We start from the raw sequence: 20331 nt of genomic DNA on the forward strand, positions 1-20331 counted from the left end.
TACTACAAAATCATTGAAAAATCAATGGTTTTGTAGTATAATTATGTTTAATATCGTAAGTGTTTTTGCGCAGTCTGCCGTCCCCTTGACACCCTTGTAACCCCGTCCCCTTGACACCCTTGACACCCTTAGTAACCCCGTCCCCTTGACAGTCCAAACATCATGAATCTCTTTAAATTATTTGTGTTTATTATACATCATGAGAAAAATACCTATACAAGATAAAATAATAGGAATAAAAAAACCAATATTCATTGGAAATACATTAAATAATAAATAAGATACCGGAGATAATGCACCTGCGACGCTTCGCATTATATTAATAAAAAATAACTCTAAAGAAAAGATCGAAATACCAAATAAAAAAACAATTAAGCCTACCTGTTTTTTATCCATTTTCAAATTGCTCCTTTGCATAAACTATAATTTTATAATATCACAGTAAGTAAGCTCCCTATGACATCCTACAGAATATCATAGGGATAGCTTACTATCTGCGTTATATTAACTATTTGGGCTTCTTCGTAAAACAGATTCATTAATGTTAATAGCGTATGTTTTTGCCCGCGTTGTTATAGTGTGTTTTCCAACCTCTGTGCTTATGGATAAAATATCGCCACCTAATGTTACAGTTACTCCACTTATAGTATATGTAAAAACAACTGTCCTGCTGATTCTTGCAGTAGTTGGGTATTGTTCTATCACGATGTCCCCTCCACTAATTGTTGTATTACTGAAGGATACTCCTGGCAAATATAAAACGGGGCCACCTATATGTTCTATATTAACCAACTTATTGGTTGCTTTATTCCATACACATCGTACTTCAGTTGCTATGTAAACATCCTGACTATAATTACTACCACCAGTTATCTTTCCAGCCTTTTCATCAACGGATTTATATCTTACTTCTTCATCGTAACCATTTATTCCTATCGATTCTTCTTTTTCTAATTTATCAGCCTCTTCATAACTGATGTTTTTTTCTAATGCTAGGCTTGCTACAAATCTTTCCCTAGAATTTTTTGGGTAATCTTCTATATTGATTTTTTCAATACTAATTTCATTTTCCATTGCTGAAATAATATTAGAATTGATGCTTACAAATAACATCATTATTACCAATATGGAACTACAAATAATTTTTAATTGTTTTTTCATATAAACACATCTCCTTTTATAGTTTTACTTACTCCTATCTGTTTTTTATAAAAATTTCTAAAACTAACATAAAATCCAATACCGCTAATGACATCACCATACTTACAACAACACTTTTCATTCCAAAAGTCATCAACAAAACCAAAACGCCCAACTCCAAACCAAGTATTATCCTGGCTTTCTTCCCATACACTTTTACCTCGGCAGCATCTAATGGTTTATTCATATCTTCCACCGGTGAGAGGATATATATAATCAATGCAGAAACTATAGAAATTGTTATACAAATAAAGTTTGTCCATGGTATAAACTCTATTGCCAAAAGTACTGAAATTATCATCACTATGGAAAAAACATAGCATCCGATTTGTGTTCTTGCGTGATATCCCCCGGTATATATTCTTAGGGGTATGTATGCAGCAAGAAAGACTATCGTTTCAGTAGTTTTGTTAAAAACAAATCCTATGAGCAGGGTTGTGAGTATGTTGATAAAAAGTATAAAGCCCTGCCTAAGTCCATACGCATATATTTCTCTGTCTTCTGAGGATATTATCTCATTTTGAACCATCAGATTCGTTGCCTTTTCACAAACACCATACATAATTAGAATTTACGAAGCTTAGTAGCCCCTGACGGCAGCTTTGGCTGATGAGCGGCAAATAAACAGCTCGTGTTTACATTCAAAGCTACAATCATTAATGCAAAAGACGCTAAATATTTTGTTAGTTTCATAACATGTTTTTGCATAAGCATTACCCCTTTCGTGTTTTTTCTAATTATATCAGATGTTTTTATTTGTGCCGTTTGTTGTAATGAAATGTATGTTTTTTTGTAATGAAATGTCAAAAAAAGAGATTCTTCGGGCTAAAGCCCTCTGAATGACAGAAGCGGATGATATGCGTTATTCATAGCAATGGTAGTATTATATTTACTTTAAATTCTTTATCATCGTAATTTATTTTCATATGACCATTATTTCTGTTCACAGCTTCTTCAACATTTCTTAACCCTATTCCATGGTTTTTTTCATCCTCTTTTGAGGTAAGCAATGTACCGTTTTTTTCTTTAACCTCTCCATTATACGTATTAGCAACGGTTATTAAAATACTTCCTTTACAATAGCTTATTTTAACAGATAGGAAATTTTCACCGCTGCATTTTTTCAATGCAGTAATGGCATTGTCCGTGAGATTGCCGAGTATAATTGTCATATCGTATGATGATATACTTAGCTTTTTTGGTACGGATACATCTACTTGCAATTCAACATCCATATTTGTTACTGCTTGCAGCTTATAGTTTAGTATACTGTCCACTATTACGTTTTCCGAATTTGAATACAATGTCCTTCCATCTACAGATGAAATAATTTTGTCCACGTACTCGTCAAATTTGGTGTATCCCTCAGCGGAATTAAGATTTTTCAATACAATCATATGATTCTTTATGTCGTGCCTAACTGTTTGCAAAGAGTCAAGTGACTGCTGCATTATATCCAATTGCATTGCGTATGCATTGTTTTGCTGTTCCAAAAGAATTTTTTCTGTCTTAGCTGAGAATGAAAGATACAAGGTGTCATATAAAAATAATATGGCAAAATTTATACCTAAGATCGAAATAATAAGTATTATCATTTCAATGTTGTTAAAACTGCCATGGGTAAAGAAGCTTATAAACTGATATAGAGATGCTACGGAAACAAAAATTGTACTGAACCAATAAAAATTAGGTACCGGAATATCATTCTTTATATTTTTTAGGTTAGTAAGAATTGTAACAAGCAGCATGGATAAAATACGAATCAAAACCAATCCCAAAGAGGAATCATATTCACTATAACCAAAGACAGGTATTGCAAAATATCCTGTAAGAGCAACAACCAGTGTCTCTATAAGCATTAATGCTATAAAAGACAAGACGGAAAAAATGATTTTCTTCGCTAAAGAGCTTCTGTAATTAAGTGACAAGCAAAAGAAAAGCGTGATATTTATTATTAGTAACACAATGGGTTTTCTGACTGTAAAAAATATAAGCAAATTAATGAAGTAATATGCGATGTAGGAGAAAGCCTCTGCTTTTATGCTTGTACGCCGCTCATCAAAAAACAGCTTAAGCATCTTATAAATAATGTAGGTTCCAAAAATACTTGATATTACATAAGTAATTTCATATGAGCTCATAGGATGTTATCCTCCTCATACTTAATTTGCATTTCCTTTACATTCTTGGTTTTTGTCCTGCTGACAGGGATAATATCACCATTAATCATTTTTATTGAATCTTTTTCAATAATTTTAATATTATCATAATTAACTATATATGAGCGATGTGGCACGATAAATCTGCTTGCAAAAAGCTGTTCAGCCACCGAATCAATCCTTCCATAAAAATGATAGACTTCGTTTGTAGATATCAGCTTTATCTGTCTCCCAGCACTCTCAAAATAGATAATTTCTTTTATTGGCAGTCTATGTATTTCATTACCAATCTTAAATGAAAATGTCTTGTTTTCCTTTTCAAGAAGAGTTGCAGCAAGCTTTATATTTTGTATTATCTTTTTCCTGTCTAAGGGCTTCGACAGAAAATTCAGTGGCTGTACATCAAACAACTGCCTGTCATAGCTGCTTTTCGATGAAATATACACAATTTTTGTTATATGGTCGTTCAGCTCATCTCTTATGAAGCGACCCACCTCTACACCATTAATTTTACCGATTTCTATATCCAAAAAAATCAAATCAAATCTATTACCATCCTTCATATAGTTTATAAGAGTCTCTCCCGAATAAAATACATCCACCGGTAATTGTTTATCATAATCTAAAATAATATTTTCAATCTCAGAACAAATTTCAACTGCATCATCACACACAGCAATTCTCATCATAATACGACCCCCTGAATATTATAATATTACATAAGGTTTTATCTTTTATATTAATGTTTTACCCTTTATATTATTATACCACATTGTTTACTGAATAAATATTTTTTTATAACTTGAAAATTTTGTATTTTTAAATAAAAAAAGGAGATTCCTCGCTGTGCCTGGAACGACATATTGTCATCCGAGGACTTTAGTCAAGAATCTCCTTATAAAGGATAGGCTGTTAAATCAGTTTTATCCTATGGTATGTTTTTTTACCTTTTTTAATCATCAGCTTTCCGTCTTCAAAATCTGATTTTGAAACTGTTGCAGCTATATCATCAACTATATTGTCATTAACCGATACTCCCGATTGTTCGATTAATCTTCTTCCCTCACTCTTCGTCTTGATGAGATTTGCTTTTATCATTAGGTCTATTACCGTCATCCCGTCTCCAAGTTCATCAGCCGTAAGATCTGTTGCAGGGATGTTCTCAGAATCAGCACTTCCGCCAAACAGTGCTCTTGCTGCTTCTTGTGCTTTGACTGCATCTTCTTCGGAGTGGATGAGCTTTGTAACTTCGTATGCAAGTATCTCTTTTGCTTTATTGATTTCGGCTCCTTCAAGTGCTCCAAGTCTTCTGACTTCATCCATAGGTATGAATGTTAACAGTGCAAGGCATTTTTCAACATCGGCATCGTCGATATTTCTCCAGTATTGGTAGAATTCATAGGGTGTAGTCTTGTTTCTGTCTAACCATAGGGCTCCCTTTTCGGTCTTGCCCATTTTCTTGCCTTCACTGTTTGTGAGCAGTGAGAAAGTCATACCGTATACCTGTTCTCCGGATTTCTTTCTCGTTAATTCGATACCGCCTATGATGTTAGACCATTGGTCATTGCCGCCGAACTGCATTTTACAGTTATATTTTTGATTCAATACGTAAAAATCATATGACTGCATCAGCATGTAGCCGAATTCAAAGAATGTAAGTCCTTGCTCCATCCTGTTCTTGTAGCAGTCAGCCGCAAGCATTTTATTAACTGAAAAGTGTACACCTACGTCTCTCATAAACTCAAGATAATTCAAGGGTAAAAGCCACTCTGAGTTTCTCGGCATGATTGCTTTTCCGTCTGAAAAATCCAAGAATTTTTCAAATATCTTTTTAAAGTTTTCGGCATTCTGTGTTATAGTCTCAAAGGTCATAACCGAACGCATGCCTGTTCTGTCACTGGGGTCCCCTATCATGGTTGTTCCGTCTCCAAGCAGCGCTATGGGCTTGTGTCCGTGCTGCTGCATTATGGACATAACCATTATTTGTATATAGTGCCCTATATGCAGACTGTCGGCAGTTGGGTCAAATCCAATATAAAATGTAACTGATTCCTTACCTAACAAATCTCTTATTTCTTCTTCATGAGTACATTGTTCTATATAACCTCTCTCTTTCAATACATCAAAAACATTTCTCTTTTCCATAAATTCCTCCTGAAACTTTTTTCCAAATTAAAAGGGTTATCTGTCCTGAAAGGACGAGATAACCCGTGGTACCACCTTAATTCGCAATAATTTGCCTTGTTCCGATTTATCGGTCGGTCTACCCGCTACGGTTTCCCATAGTAACTCCGGAAGCGTATTTCACACTTTGTTCTGAGAATCTTTCACCAACCGATTCACTCTCTTGTTTTGTAACCAAACTGTTACTTTGTTCCTTCAACGTTATGATATTATATGTTATATAGATGAAATGATAATATAAATTTAAAATATTGTCAAGATAATTTAAATTTTAACGGAGTAAATATTGACTCATCATACAATCAATTCCAATCTAATTAACATTTCCTTAAGCAATTATGTACTTTCACCTTGTATCTGTAATATAATTGTAAAATTTTTTTCTAATTACATTATTGTGTAATAATAATGTCACATTTGCCATTGAAAGAATTTTTTGTACGTTTAATTGCTTATTTTTCAGTGCTATAATACCAACATGAAGAAACTCATTGGCAAGTTATGTAGTTTCGTAAGAAGTAAGGGGTACCCTGCTTCCAAAAAAATCAAAAGCTTGAAAAGGAGTAACATTATGAAAAATAAAGTAATAGCATTAACATTAGCAGCAACATTAGCTTTATCATCAGCACCGGCATTTGCTGCAGATTGCACAACAGTTAATTACAACGATATCAACGACAAGTTGAGTAATTTTATCGGTAATTATGCTAAAACAAACACACAGTACAAAGTAAAAGTAAATGGAAAAGCGGTGGACATAAATTCAATTGATTGGAAAACACTACTTAGCGAAAAGAAATCAGAAGTTAAACAACCTGAGGTTAAAAAACCGGATATAACTAATCCGACACCTGAAAAACCTGTTGAAACTCCAAAAGCACCAATTCAGGAAACACCTGCACCGGAAGCACCTGCACCTAAAGAAGAAGATAAAACAGTTTCTTCATCTAATCAAAGCTTCGAGCAGCAGGTTGTGGAGCTTGTAAATGTAGAAAGACAAAAAGCAGGATTACCGGCACTTAAAATTGATTCAGCTATTTCAAACGTTGCAAGAACTAAATCAAAGGATATGGCTGTAAATAATTACTTTGCACATCAATCACCTACATACGGAAGTGCAGGAGACATGCTTACTAAATTTGGTATCAAATGGAATGCATGGGGTGAAAATATTGCATCCGGTCAAAGAACTCCTGAAGCAGTTGTAACTGCATGGATGAACTCACCCGGACACAGAGCTAATATATTATCATCAAACTTTGGCAGAATCGGTGTTGGATATGTAACTAATTCAAACGGCACACCATACTGGACACAAGTATTTGCTAACTAAGATGACACCATTAAACAAGGTACAAAAATGTGCCTTGTTTTTTGATAACTTTAAGATTTGGATGCTATATTAGTACTTGACAATTATTAAATAAAGAAAGGGATACCCTATGAAGAACAAAAAGAAAGTAATTGCAGCAATTATTGTTATAGTATTAGTTATTGCTGTTGCAGGCATCAATAGTATGAGGAAAAGCTCTCTGGCAAATGCACCGGGCATGAATTTCAGCAGTGAAACTGAATATACCGTTGCCAGGGACGACATATCCGTTTCAGTATCGGAAAGCGGTAATGTTAATCCCACCGACAAGAGGATTATAAAATCTGAAATTAACGGAACGGTTGAAAGCATTTATGTAACTGAGGGGGATCAGATTGAAAAGGATCAGATTCTCACCTCATTGAAATCTGAAACATCAAGCGGCAGCCAGACGGAAATCAACAGCATAAAGCTGAATATTGAAAAAGCAAAACGGGAATTGAACGATTTATATAGCAATCAGGGCGAATTAAATATTTATGCTCCTGTTTCAGGTGTTATATCCGGCTTAAGCATCGAAAATGGTAATCAGATAAGTGCAAATTATGATATAGCCAGCATTAAGGATACGGACAATTCATACATTGAGGTGTACTTTACCAAGGAGCAATTTGATAATATATCCATATCCGACAGCGTTTCAATCTTTATGACCAAATATTTCTCTACCGAAACAGGAACCGTTGTTGAAAAAGACAGTACTCCCGTACAAATGGGTGGTGGCACATTCGGATACTTGGTAACTGTTAAGATGAGCAATCCGGGCGGATACAGTGTGGGAGATCTGGCTCAGATTACAGTATCCAATGCACAGGGCAGCTATCAGGGAATGAGTACAGGTGAAATAATCGATGTTAAGGAAGAAAAAGTTACTTCCAAGGTAAGCGGTAAAATCAAGACTGTAAATGTGGAAAACGGAAAATATGTCAACAAGGGAGATGTAATAGCCACCATAGAGGGTGATGACATAAGCCTGCAGATTGCGGAAAAACAAAATGCAATAGAAAAATACAACTCACAGATTGAGGATCTGGTTGAAGGTGATACCATATTTTCACCTATGAAGGGAACTATTTTGAAAATAGACGTATCTGAGGATGAGGTTGTTGACAGAACAACTGCATTGATGACTGTTGCCGATCTTGACAGCATGGAGGTAAAAATATCTGTTGATGAGCTTGATATCAACAAAATAAAGCTTGACCAGCCTGCAAATATCACCTGTGATGTTTATCCCAACGAAAAGTTTACAGGCAAGGTCTCTAAAATATCAATGGAGGGAAATACACAAAGCGGCGTAACAACCTATGATGTAACAATCAAGTTAGACGACAGAAAATCTCTCATGTCAGGTATGAATGTGGATGTTGAAATACTGGCTGACAGCAAGGAAAATGTATTGATCATCCCCATAGATGCCGTGAACAGATTAAACGGTGACTACGTAGTTACAGTAAAGGATGCGGCAGGAAACAAGACAGATGTCAAGGTGGAATTAGGACTTGCCACAAAAAAGAAGGTAGAAATATTATCCGGACTCAATGAAGGCGATGTTATTGTTTACCGTGCGTCTCAATCCCCTGACATGATGCCCGGAGGCATGATGATGATGCCTGCAGGCGGTGGTAATGCAGTTATCAGACAGGAAGGTCCGAGACAATGATAGATTTAAAAAAAATTACCAAGACATATGACATGGGCTCGGTACAGGTGGAGGTTTTAAGAGGTATATCATTACATGTAGATGAAGGTGAATTTTTAGCCATAGTAGGTCCTTCGGGCTCCGGAAAATCCACTCTGATGAACATGATAGGATGCCTTGATACTCCTACAACCGGCGAGTACTATCTGGACGGAAAGGAAATAAGCACCTACAATGAAAAGCAGCTGTCTAAAATAAGGAATCAGAAGATAGGTTTTATATTTCAGAAATTTAACCTTCTTCCTAAATTGTCCGCATTGGAAAATGTGGAGCTCCCGTTGATATACAGAGGTATGACTCACAAGGAAAGAAGGCAAAGAAGCATAGATGCACTGACAAAGGTGGGATTGGAAGACAGGATGAATCACAAGCCTACGGAGCTTTCAGGAGGACAACAACAGCGTGTTGCCATTGCAAGGGCTCTGGCAGGAGATCCTCCTGTACTTCTTGCAGATGAGCCCACAGGTAACCTTGATTCCAAATCGGGAAGCGACGTTATGACCCTGATTAAACAGCTCAGCAAGGAAGGCAAGACCATTGTGCTTATCACCCATGACAATGAAATAGCCATGGAGGCCAAAAGAACAATTATAATTAAAGACGGTATGCTTGTTAACAACAGTATAGCTTAGAAAGGAAACGATTATGAATATAAAAAGTGTTACTAAAATGGCCTTTCAATCTATTTTTTCCAATAAAATGAGAACATTTCTTACAATGCTCGGGATAATAATAGGTGTTTTTGCTGTAGTTGTACTGATTTCCATAGGACAGGGAGCAACCTCCGGAGTTACGGAAAGTATATCAAGCATGGGGTCAAACATTATAAGTGTTAACATATTTGGCAGGAGGGCGTCCTTTGATTACAGAGATGTGAGAGAATTTGAAAAGCTTGAAGGAGTTAAAAGTGTAACCCCTGTTTATTCATCCAATGCGATGGTCAAATACGATCTGGAAACAGTTAATGTAGGCATAACAGGCGGCAATGAAAATTATATGGATATCAACAATTATGAAATAGGCTCCGGGAGAGCAATAAATCCTGTTGATGTTGATTATCGAAACAAGGTTGCGGTAATAGGGGTGACTACGGCAGAGGATTTGTTTGGCAGAGACAATCCGATTGACAAGGACATATCCATTAACGGAGAAAAATATACTGTTGTGGGCGTGCTGCAAAGCAAGGGAAGCTCAATAATGGGTGACAGCAATGCAATCGTCATAGTGCCAATAACATCACTGATGAGACAGGACAACACAAAGACAATAAATTCAATAACGATACAAGCCAATTCTTCTGAAGAATCTACGTCTGCAAAGACAAATATAGAGAATTATCTTCTGGATTATTTCGGTGATGATGAATCATACATGGTTTTCAGCCAGGATGAAATGCTTGAAACCATAGGCGAGGTAACCGGGATGATGACAGCCATGCTGGGAGGTATTGCAGGAATTTCACTGTTAGTTGGTGGCATAGGAATTATGAATATAATGCTTGTGACCGTAACAGAAAGAACAAGAGAAATAGGTATAAGGAAAGCCATTGGCGCCGGCAGAGCAAACATATTGATTCAATTTTTAATAGAGTCATCCGTCATGAGCGGTGTAGGAGGTGTAATCGGTGCATCCTTGGGGGTAGCTGCTTCATATGCAGTCAGCAATATGATGGGCATAACCTACTCCATAAACATACCTGTTATTTTAGGTGCATTTATATTTTCTCTGGCAGTGGGAGTTTTCTTCGGATTGTATCCCGCAAACAAGGCTTCCAAATTAAAGCCCGTAGATGCATTAAGATACGAATAAAAAAAGACAGAGGAAAAAACAACAGAGGGATGCTTCACCTGTCCGAATGGACAGTGCGAAGCATCCCTCTATCTTTTGTCTTTTTTCCCGTCATAATATGAATTTTTTATTACATAAATATGAATCTTAAAACAAACAGAAGTGATAAAACCAACATAACAGGAGATATTTCTTTGTACCTGCCCGACATAGCTTTAAGAACTACATATGATATCATACCAAATACAATACCCTCAGCAATACTATACGCAAACGGCATTATTACTATAGTTAAGAAAGCTGGAATAGCTTCTGTATAATCATCAAAATTAATTTTTGTAATAGGGCTCATCATGAACAGTCCTACAATTACTAAAGCCGGCGCTGTTGCAGCCGTTGGGACTAATGTAAATAATGGTGCGAAGAATAAAGCTATTCCAAACATAATTGCAGTTGTCAATGAAGTTAAGCCTGTTCTGCCACCCTCTGCAACACCTGATGCACTTTCAACATAAGTTGTAACAGTACTTGTTCCAAGACATGCACCTGCAATTGTACCAATAGAGTCTGCCATCAATGCAGCTCCAACTCTCGGTAGTTTGCCATTTTCATCTAACATATCAGCTTTTGTTGCAACTCCTGCCAAAGTACCAACCGTATCAAATATATCAACGAATAGGAATGTAAACACCGTAATTAACATTTCAAAAGAGAATATTTCATTAAATCCAACAAACTTAAATGCAACATCCTTAACTGATGGGGGTAAACTGACTATTGTACCAAAATTCTCCGGCAATACTGTAACACCCATTGGAATACCGATAATTGTTGTTAAAACTATACCCAGTAATAATGCACCTTTAATATTTCTTGCTAATAAAAATCCCGTTATAATAATTCCTATAACTGCCAAAAGCGGAGCACCTGATGTTAATTCTCCTAAGGCTACGATTGTTCCGTCTCCTGTTTTAACTATCCCGGCACCGGACAAACCTATAAATGCTATAAATAAGCCTATTCCAACCGAAACAGCATTTTTTAAATTTAGTGGGATTGATTCAAATATTGCTTCTCTTGCTTTTACAACGGATAATAATACAAAGATAATTCCTTCAATAAGAACAGCAGTTAACGCAAATTGCCATGTTTTACCCATGGGTCCTAATACCACCGAGAAAGCAAAGAATGCATTTAGTCCCATACCAGGTGCCAATGCAAATGGATATTTAGCATATATAGCCATTACTAACGTTGCTATCATTGATGATAAGGCAGTTGCTGTAAATACTCCGCCTAAATCCATGCCTGTTGAATTTAACATTCCCGGATTAACTACTAAAATATATGCCATTGTCATAAATGTAGTAATACCTGCTAAAACCTCCGTCTTTACATCTGTATTGTGTTCTTTAAGCTTAAAAAACTTTTCCATTGCTCCTCCTGATTTTTAATATGTTATTAAACTAATTATTGCTATTGTTTGCATATGCATGTAAAATATGCTTTTTATGCTTAATCTATCACCGATTTCTTTCTTGCTTTGAACTATCGCCATTGAACTGCGCTCTTGTAATCGGATACATTTCTCTAAAGCAATCTACAAATACTATCTATACTTTAGAGGTGTGTACCCATACCTATTTACAAATCGGATTAGGGTATAAGCAGGGAACTAAAAAAAGCGAATAGAACATTCGCATCATACATAGTAAACAACTTATCAATAGTCAAACAATTTACGGTCGTTTGGTAGAAACTCAGGAACCATATCTTCCACATTATATTGATGCGCTAATATTTAGTTTTTTGTTCGCAAAGGTATTATATATTAAAACAAAAGAATTGGCAATAAATATTTTTTATTGACAAATTCCGCAAGTGTTAGGAATGCGAATTAATTTTCTATCCAAATATTTTGAATGTCTGTCTGCATTTCTTGCATTATTTCCCAAACCCTGACTTTACATTAATGAATTTTATAACAGTAAAGTTGCAAAAGCAAATGTTTCCTATAGCCAATTTATAATTTTTTTTAATTTTTTTGCATTTTATTCTTTACAAATTGCATAATTAATGTTATAATAGGCTATAAGTAATTTAAGGAGGTAATATTATGAATACAGGCGTGAAAGATATTAAAGATGTAGTTGCAAAAATGACCTTTAGAAAATGTGGAACTATCACATGTATATATAATGTTGACAGTAAATGCAGCCAAAAAGAATGTGAATTACATGAACGTGGATTAAGAAAAGAAGAAGATTAAAAAATACGAAGGTGTTGTTATGGATAGTAAATACTATACTCAATAAAACGGAAGAGATGCATATGCTTATCTTCCGTTTTTATTTTCACATTTTAGGGTGATTCTAATTATTTTTCTGCTGCTATCTCTATAATTTCAAGATTTTTTAACGCTTCAATTGCATCCCAAAAGAATAAATCATTTCCAACCAGTTCCGTCAGACCGGAACGATCGAGCATTTCTTTTACTGAAGGTTGAATTCCGCAAAATAGTACGTTGGTATTATTTTTTAAAATTTTACTGACAATTTCTTTGAATTCACTCACTGCAGATTCATCGATGGTAGTAACGGCTCTCATTGATATAATTATATTTTCTGTATCTTCTGCATGAGCAACGAGTGATTTAAGCTTTTCTCTCGTAATAAAAAACAGCGGTCCGGTTAAATAAATTATCTTTGTATTCATGTGATCCATTGAAAACTCATGACCCTTTATCCTTTTTAGATCAACGGGACTGACATCAATTCTGAGTTCATTATCCTTTATGATAAACATCATCATCCCCAAAAACACACCCATCAATATTGCTATTGTAAGATCAAACAATACCGTGGCTGCCATTGTAATTGTAAATTCAATAATAGCTCTTCCAAATCTTTTGCCGAAAATAAATTTTATTTCATTCCATTCATTCATTCGCCATGCAGTTATTATTAAAACACTTGCCAAGGCTGACATGGGTATTCTTGAAATAAACTTACCTAAAAAAAGCATTGAAAACAATAAACCTAAGGATTGCACTATTGAAACTATACGTGTCTGACCTCCGGACTTTAATGCTATACTTGTCCTTGCAAGCACAGCCGAAGCAGGAATACCACCCAAAAAAGGTATCAATATATTTCCTACTCCTTGAGCAATTAATTCTCTATCTGCGTTAAGCGGTTGATTTTTGATTTTTCCTGCAGATGCCCCGCACAACAAGCTTTCAATCATGCACAGTACGGCTATGCTTAACGCAGGACTTATCAAGCTTAATACCTTTCCTATAGATATGCTGCCTAAAGACAATCTGCTTTCTAGAAAGATTGTACTTGGTATCTCGCCAACCAGCATAACCGGAAGGTCGGCAATACGGTTAACAGCTAAAATAATAATCAATCCTGCCAGGGAAGAAGGTATTTTTGCATTCCATTTTTTTGGCCAGAAAATCATTATTGCCATTACCAATAAGCCTATAAGCACCGCATACATGTTGGGCTTAAAACCAAGCTCCGCATAAGATAAAAGTTTTTCGACATTTGTTTTTCCATATGAAACTGTTCCGAAGAAATTATCAATCTGACCCAAAGCAATAATAATTGCAATGCCTGATGTAAAACCGGTTATAACAGGAGCAGGTATAAATGAAACCAATTTGCCAAAACGAAATATCGATACAATCAGCAGCAATATTCCTGATAAAAATCCTGTAATCAAAATTCCTTCTGTGCCATGCGTAGCATAAACAGTAGCCAAAATTGCAATCATTGTGCCTGTGGGACCGGAAACCTGATAGGAAGCTCCCGCAAGTACTCCCATAATCAGACCCGCAACTATTGCGGAAATAATACCTGATGGTGCACCCGCTCCACTGCTTACACCAAATGCGAGGGCAAGTGGTAATGCAACAGCTGTAACTGTCAGCCCTGCCATAGCATCAAGAGTAAATTTTTTTAAATCATAATTTTTGAATTCAAGATTTAAATCCTGAAAATATTGTTTTATCATTTTTTGCTCCAATATATCAAGTAATCATATTGTGAATCATATCACAGGTAGATAGTTAAAGCAACATGAAAAGCACAAGAATCGCTTAAATTTCAATGATTTTATGCAAACATTTGCATTATGCTCTAATTATGTAACTTTTTAATAACCCAATCATAAAATAAGACATATTGTGTAAAAAAGGAGGACGATATTATCCAATTTGATGTGTGTTTTATAGGTGGGGATTTAAGGCAGACATATTTGGCTAATCTGCTGTATGAAAACGGATTTAATGTAATAACATATCGATTAATAAACAGTAAAGAATTTAATTTAAATACTACAGATGATATAAGCTATGCTATGAATTTCAGCAAATTAATCATAACACCAATTCCATTTTCAAAGGATAAAAAGCATATTACGGACCATATTCAGAATGAAAATAAACTCACTTTTGAAGAATTCTTACTTCATCTCAAATCAACTCATTGCTTAATAGGCGGAAACATTATTAAAGAAGCTATAGAAATCTGCAATAAAAACAATATTCCTTATCTTGATTTAATGAAAGTCGAGGAAATTGCAATGTTCAATGCTATTGCAACTGCTGAAGGTGCAATTGCTGAGGCGGTGACGAAAAGCTTAGGCAACCTCCATGGAAGCAGAGGATTGGTACTTGGATACGGTAAGACGGGAAAGGTAATCGCATCTAAACTGAACGCTCTTAATGTAGACGTAACAGTAGGTGCAAGAAGTAAAATTGCGTTAACCGAAGCTTTTGTCAACGGCTGTGATATATTAGAGCTTGATGAGCTTAAAAGTAAAATATCCAAATTTGATTATATTTTCAATACAATACCCTTTATAGTACTGACGAAAGAACTTTTATCGACTCTATCACCAAAAATAACAATTATAGATATCGCTTCTTTACCGGGAGGGATTGACTACGCAGCTGCTAAAGAGCTGAACATCAATGCACATTTATGTTTAGGAATACCGGGAAAGTATGCTCCTTTGGCATCCGCTGAAATTTTATTTAATGAAATATTGCCCTTATTGAAATAAATATGAAAGAAAGTAGGATTATTATGATTTTATCAGGTAAAAATATAGGAATCGGAATTACCGGATCATTTTGTACTTTTGATAAAATAATTCCTCCGATTACAAAGTTAAAAGAGCTTGAGGCAAATGTATCTACCGTATTTTCTGACAATGCAAAATCTTGTGACACAAGATTTTGTGAAGCAGAAGATTTCCTTAAGCTTGTATATCAATTAACCGGAAACGAGCCCATTACAACAATTGTAGATGCCGAACCGGTTGGTCCTAAAAATTTATTCGACATTTTTATAATTGCACCTGCTACGGGAAACACCATTGCAAAATTAGCCAATGCAATTACCGACACTCCTGTACTGATGGCTGCAAAAGCGCATCTCAGAAACAATAAACCTGTTGTTATTTCTGTTTCAACAAACGATGCACTAAGCATGAACTTTAAAAACATAGGTACACTTTACAATACTAAAAATATATTTTTTGTTCCCTTTGGTCAAGATAACTATAGGTCCAAACCTAACTCCATGGTTGCTGATGTTGACCAAATGATACCGACCATTGAAAAGGCGCTTGAAGGAAAACAAATCCAGCCGGTCATTATACTGCCGCAATAATAACAACCCTCAGGCTGTTGAAAAAGTTCATCCTGCAAGGCGCCGGAAGCCGGGCAACCGCAGCGTATTAGACATACGTGAGGATTGACCGGCTGAATGGCAACGACGCAGGGGGACTTTTTCAGCAGCCTGATTTATAGTATTATTTTATCTCTCGTTATGTCACTTAGGCTTTTGCATCCGGACATAATCATTACATCTCTTAGCTCAGCACCTATTTTTTCCGTGTAAAGTTCCACACCTTCTGCTCCTCCGCCAAATGCGGCTATAACGTATGTCCTGCCGATCAGCACCGCATCTGCTCCCAATGCAATTGCTTTAAATACATCCGCACCTGATCTGATGCCTCCGTCTACAAATATTTTTAATTTATCCCCAACTGCTTCTCTGATTTCAGACAGCATTGCACAGGTTGCGGGAGCATCCTGGAGAACTCTTCCGCCATGGGAGGAAACAACTATACCGTAAGCACCTGCTTCTAATGCTTTCAATGCACCTTCCTTAGTCATAACACCCTTAACTATGAATGGTACTTTAGTGGATGATGCTAATTCAGATAACTCTTCAACGCTTTTTGCAGAAACCGGTTTTCCTGCTAAAGCAAGGTTTACTAAACCTGCTGAATCTATATCCATTGCAAAGGCCATAGCACCTGCTTCTTCAAGCATCTTTATTTTTTCTAATGCTTTGTCGTTTTTCCACGGCTTTATTGTAGGGACAGCAACTCCATTTGCTGCTTTAATGTATGGCAGGCTGTCAAGAAAAAAGCTGTCATTTGCCCCATCACCTGTAAACGCAGCAGTACCCGCCTTTAAAGAACCATTTACAACTGCATCTATATATTCCGACTCTGTAATTGCTCCATTGTAATTTAAGTTCATGCCGCCAATTGGTGCTACGAAAAACGGATATTTGAAATCCTTGCCGAACAATGATATTGATGTATCTTGTCCCTCATTTTGATAAATAGTATCTAATTTTATTTTTACTGACGACAGAAAATCGACACAAATCTTAAAAGCATTGCCGTTTCCTTTTCCTCCTGTTCCCGGGATTTCTCCCTTGCACACTATTCCGTTGCATTCCTTACATACTCTGCAGTTAGGTGCCATCTTTTCTTTTGCATTTTGTAAAACTTCATTATAGTTCATATCTTCCTCCTACAGCATTTGGGCATTTTGGGGACGGACCTTTTTGTGGCTGCGGGCAGCCACAAAAAGGTCCGTCCCCAAAATGCCTTTCAAACACTTTATTTATTTAATTGCTCTAATCTTTCTGCTACCTTATCCATCATCGATTGGTATTTAGCCAATTTTTCTTTTTCTTCCGCAACTACATTTTCAGGTGCTTTACTCATGAATTTTTCATTGTTAAGCTTATTATTTACCCTGTCAAGCTCACCTTGAAGTTTTGTTTTTTCTTTTTCAAGGCGCTCTATTTCTTTTTTATAGTCAATTAAATCAGAAAGAGGCAGATATATTTCTGTTCCGTCAATTACGGACGATGCAGTATCTTCACCTATCATTGATTTATCACTTACTACCTTGATTTCCGTAATATTAGCCAAAGTTGCAAAATGTAAAGCACTTGACTCAATATATTCTTTAATACCTTCTTTAGAAGGAACAAATATTGCTCTTGCTTTTCTCGAAGGCACAACATTCATTTCTGCTCTGATGTTACGTATGCTTCTCACTGCTTCCATAATAAATTCCATGGTGCTTTCCGCTTTTTCAAAGTTTTCACCTTCATTGTAGAACGGCCATTGCTCTTTAACCAATCTGTTATCAACATTCGGTAAATATGACCAGATTTCTTCTGTAATGAACGGCATGAACGGATGAAGCAATTTAAGCATATTCTTTAACACTTTTATTAATACAAATCTTGCAGTGTCCTTATCTAAGCCTTCTTCACCGTATAATCTCGGTTTAACAATTTCAATGTACCAATCGCAGTATTCGTTCCATATGAAATCATAAACTCTTTGAGCAGCCATACCCAATTCAAATTTATCCAGATTTTCCGTTACTTCCTTAGCTGCCTTATTTGCTCTTGAAATAATCCACTTATCTTCTGTTTTATAGTTGCTTTCGGCTGCAGCTTCATCTATTAAATCACCGTCAATATTCATAAGAACAAATCTTGACGCATTCCACAGCTTATTGGCAAAGTTACGGCTTGATTCCAGTTTGTCATTATTGAACCTCGTATCGTTTCCGGGGGATATTCCGGTCATAAGCATGAATCTGAGAGCATCTGCGCCGAACTGATCTATCACTTCAAGAGGATCAATACCGTTTCCTAAGGACTTGCTCATTTTTCTTCCTTCGGCATCTCTCACCAAGCCGTGTATAAATACATGCTTAAACGGCGATTCACCTGTCGCTTCCAAGGCTGAGAATACCATACGTACAACCCAGAAGAATATTATATCATATCCTGTTACCAATACATCTGTCGGATAAAAGTATTTTAAATCCTCCGTTTCATGAGGCCAGCCCAAGGTTGAGAACGGCCATAGCCCCGAAGAAAACCATGTATCAAGAACATCTTCGTCCTGTTTTATATTTGTACTGTTACATTTGGTACATTTTGGGGGAGCTTCTTTTGCAACCATTATCTCTCCGCATTCCTGACAATAGTATGCAGGTATTCTGTGACCCCACCACAATTGTCTTGAAATACACCAGTCTCTTATGTTTTCAAGCCAATGGGTATATATCTTTGTAAAGCGTTCCGGAACAAATTCAACCTTTTTATCCTTGTTTGCCTGAAGAGCAGGCTTTGCCAAAGGATCCATCTTAACGAACCATTGGTCTGATACTCTAGGTTCTATAATATTGTGACAGCGGTAGCACGTTCCTACATTGTGATCAGTATCCTCTGTCCTTAACATAAATCCATTTTCTTCAAGGTCCTTAACAAATTGTTTTCTACATTCGTAACGATCCATACCGTTATATTTTCCTGCAACTTCGTTCATGGTTCCGTCTTCGTTCATACAGTTTAATTGCTCTAAATTGTGTCTCAAACCGATTTCAAAGTCATTAGGGTCGTGGCACGGAGTTATTTTCAAAGCTCCTGTTCCCTTAGTCATGTCAGGATATTCATCGCCTATTATAGGAATTTCTCTTCCTACCAACGGAACTATAACTTTTCTGCCTATTAAATGTTTGTATCTTTCGTCTTCAGGATGTGCGGCTATGGCAACATCACCGAATATTGTTTCAGGTCTCGTTGTTGCAATTATAAAAAACTCATCCGGATTATCAACGAACGGATATTTTACATAGTAATATTTACCCGGTGTGTCCTCGTATTCAACCTCGGCATCCGAAAGTGTGGTATGACAATCAGGACACCAGTTTATAATTCTATTTCCTTTATAAATAAGTCCTTTGTTGTACAATGATATGAAAAACTCGATAACTGCCTCATTGCAGCCCTCATCCATCGTAAATCTTTCTCTTGACCAATCACATGAGTTACCTAATTTCTTCACCTGTTCAACTATTTTTCCGCCGTATTCTTCCTTCCACTTCCATGCTCTTTTTAAGAACTCATCCCTGCCTATTTCTTCTTTAGTTTTTCCTTCTTCTTTTTTCAGTTTTTCAACCACCTTAACCTCTGTGGCAATACTTGCATGGTCCGAGCCCGGCAGCCACAGAGCTTCAAAGCCCTCCATCCTCTTCCATCTTGTCAGAACATCCTGAAGTGTCATATCCAACGCATGCCCCATATGAAGCTGACCTGTAATATTTGGAGGCGGCATCACTATAGTGAACGGCTTCTTATCCTTATTGATTTCGGCTTTAAAGCAATTTTCTTCCATCCAAGCACTGTAGATTTTTTCTTCAAATTCTTTTGGATTATACTTACTTGGTATATTGTTCATACATATCATTCCTCTCTATATTTTAAATGTAAATAATTAAGCTTATGCTATTTCTCCCAAAATTGGGTTAGGTCATGAAAAAAGGGCTTTCTCATCACAAAGGACGAGAAAACCCGCGGTACCACCTAATTTCCGTTTCCGGCTCTTAATTTATATAACGGCTTCAACCGTTTAATCTTACTGCTGCTTCAGATTAAATGCTCAAAAGCTACCTTCGATACAAATTGACTTATGAAGATTCTCAACCCATGATCTTCAATCTCTGTAAGTTTTAAGCACCTACTCCTCTTTTTCATCGCAAATTATTTAATTACATATCATGATATTAAATCTTTAAAGCTTTG

The 20331-nt window shown here is 36.2% G+C and carries 18 protein-coding genes, 1 riboswitch and 1 other annotated feature; of the genes, 7 read left to right on the top strand and 11 right to left on the bottom strand.

Features of this window, described 5'->3' with window-relative positions; genetic code table 11:
* Positions 1-177: 177 nt before the first annotated feature.
* The 7 genes from HZF24_RS12695 to tyrS form a co-directional block, all read right to left on the bottom strand.
* Positions 178-396 (bottom strand): hypothetical protein, encoded by a 219-nt coding sequence (locus HZF24_RS12695; RefSeq protein ID WP_179238707.1) that lies wholly within the window; start codon positions 394-396, stop codon positions 178-180.
* A gap of 108 nt (positions 397-504) precedes the next feature.
* A complete protein-coding gene (locus HZF24_RS12700; protein ID WP_179238708.1) occupies positions 505-1161 on the bottom strand; it encodes a hypothetical protein in 657 nt (218 codons plus the stop codon).
* 34 nt (positions 1162-1195) lie between these two features.
* The gene (locus HZF24_RS12705) at positions 1196-1762 is read right to left on the bottom strand and encodes an accessory gene regulator ArgB-like protein (RefSeq protein WP_179238709.1); all 567 of its coding nucleotides are present in this window, start codon (positions 1760-1762) and stop codon (positions 1196-1198) included.
* Positions 1763-1764: 2 nt separating this feature from the next.
* Positions 1765-1908 (bottom strand): cyclic lactone autoinducer peptide, encoded by a 144-nt coding sequence (locus tag HZF24_RS12710; protein ID WP_179238710.1) that lies wholly within the window; start codon positions 1906-1908, stop codon positions 1765-1767.
* A 158-nt stretch (positions 1909-2066) separates the two neighbouring features.
* Positions 2067-3341 (bottom strand): sensor histidine kinase, encoded by a 1275-nt coding sequence (locus HZF24_RS12715; RefSeq protein WP_179238711.1) that lies wholly within the window; start codon positions 3339-3341, stop codon positions 2067-2069.
* Positions 3338-4048: a LytR/AlgR family response regulator transcription factor gene (locus HZF24_RS12720; RefSeq protein ID WP_179238712.1), complete on the bottom strand. Its 711-nt coding sequence runs from the start codon at positions 4046-4048 to the stop codon at positions 3338-3340. The genes HZF24_RS12715 and HZF24_RS12720 overlap by 4 nt, the downstream gene beginning before the upstream one ends.
* A 223-nt stretch (positions 4049-4271) precedes the next feature.
* Positions 4272-5504, bottom strand: a complete 1233-nt coding sequence (gene tyrS / locus HZF24_RS12725; protein WP_179238713.1) for a tyrosine--tRNA ligase — start codon at positions 5502-5504, stop codon at positions 4272-4274.
* A gap of 610 nt (positions 5505-6114) precedes the next feature.
* Between tyrS and HZF24_RS12730 the strand changes: the two genes are divergently transcribed.
* From HZF24_RS12730 to HZF24_RS12745, 4 genes are all read left to right on the top strand, one after another.
* On the top strand, positions 6115-6876 hold the full coding sequence (locus HZF24_RS12730) for a CAP domain-containing protein (RefSeq protein ID WP_179238714.1): 762 nt from the start codon (positions 6115-6117) through the stop codon (positions 6874-6876).
* Between the two features lie 109 nt (positions 6877-6985).
* Positions 6986-8578, top strand: a complete 1593-nt coding sequence (locus tag HZF24_RS12735) for an efflux RND transporter periplasmic adaptor subunit (RefSeq protein WP_179238715.1) — start codon at positions 6986-6988, stop codon at positions 8576-8578.
* Complete coding sequence (locus tag HZF24_RS12740) at positions 8575-9249, top strand: ABC transporter ATP-binding protein (RefSeq protein WP_179238716.1); 675 nt, start codon at positions 8575-8577, stop codon at positions 9247-9249. Before HZF24_RS12735 ends, HZF24_RS12740 begins: the two co-directional genes overlap by 4 nt.
* Before the next feature lie 13 nt (positions 9250-9262).
* Positions 9263-10426 (top strand): ABC transporter permease, encoded by a 1164-nt coding sequence (locus HZF24_RS12745; RefSeq protein WP_179238717.1) that lies wholly within the window; start codon positions 9263-9265, stop codon positions 10424-10426.
* A 109-nt stretch (positions 10427-10535) separates the two neighbouring features.
* Here the strand turns inward: HZF24_RS12745 and HZF24_RS12750 are convergent, their stop codons facing one another.
* Complete coding sequence (locus tag HZF24_RS12750) at positions 10536-11840, bottom strand: NCS2 family permease (RefSeq protein ID WP_179238718.1); 1305 nt, start codon at positions 11838-11840, stop codon at positions 10536-10538.
* A gap of 272 nt (positions 11841-12112) precedes the next feature.
* Positions 12113-12214: riboswitch (purine riboswitch) on the bottom strand.
* Between the two features lie 307 nt (positions 12215-12521).
* Here HZF24_RS12750 and HZF24_RS12755 point away from each other — a divergent pair.
* The gene (locus tag HZF24_RS12755; RefSeq protein WP_179238719.1) at positions 12522-12674 is read left to right on the top strand and encodes a hypothetical protein; all 153 of its coding nucleotides are present in this window, start codon (positions 12522-12524) and stop codon (positions 12672-12674) included.
* Positions 12675-12781: 107 nt separating this feature from the next.
* Here the strand turns inward: HZF24_RS12755 and HZF24_RS12760 are convergent, their stop codons facing one another.
* Complete coding sequence (locus HZF24_RS12760; protein WP_179238720.1) at positions 12782-14425, bottom strand: SulP family inorganic anion transporter; 1644 nt, start codon at positions 14423-14425, stop codon at positions 12782-12784.
* A gap of 207 nt (positions 14426-14632) precedes the next feature.
* Here HZF24_RS12760 and dpsA point away from each other — a divergent pair, with 207 nt between their 5' ends.
* Positions 14633-15478: a dipicolinate synthase subunit DpsA gene (gene dpsA / locus HZF24_RS12765; protein ID WP_179238721.1), complete on the top strand. Its 846-nt coding sequence runs from the start codon at positions 14633-14635 to the stop codon at positions 15476-15478.
* A 23-nt stretch (positions 15479-15501) separates the two neighbouring features.
* Positions 15502-16089 carry a dipicolinate synthase subunit B gene (locus tag HZF24_RS12770; protein WP_179238722.1) on the top strand — a complete coding sequence of 196 codons (588 nt, stop codon included), beginning with the start codon at positions 15502-15504 and terminating at the stop codon, positions 16087-16089.
* 134 nt (positions 16090-16223) lie between these two features.
* On the opposite strand, the gene HZF24_RS12775 is transcribed toward HZF24_RS12770, so the two are convergent.
* Together HZF24_RS12775 and HZF24_RS12780 are read right to left on the bottom strand one after the other, a co-directional pair.
* Positions 16224-17240, bottom strand: coding sequence for an alpha-hydroxy-acid oxidizing protein (locus HZF24_RS12775; protein ID WP_179238723.1), 1017 nt, complete (start codon positions 17238-17240; stop codon positions 16224-16226).
* Positions 17241-17338: 98 nt separating this feature from the next.
* On the bottom strand, positions 17339-19987 hold the full coding sequence (locus HZF24_RS12780) for a valine--tRNA ligase (protein ID WP_179238724.1): 2649 nt from the start codon (positions 19985-19987) through the stop codon (positions 17339-17341).
* A gap of 96 nt (positions 19988-20083) precedes the next feature.
* Positions 20084-20292, bottom strand: a binding site (T-box leader).
* Between the last annotated feature and the right edge of the window lie 39 nt (positions 20293-20331).

It is taken from the genome of Sedimentibacter hydroxybenzoicus DSM 7310 (genome assembly GCF_013403245.1).
GTDB lineage: Bacteria > Bacillota > Clostridia > Tissierellales > Sedimentibacteraceae > Sedimentibacter > Sedimentibacter hydroxybenzoicus.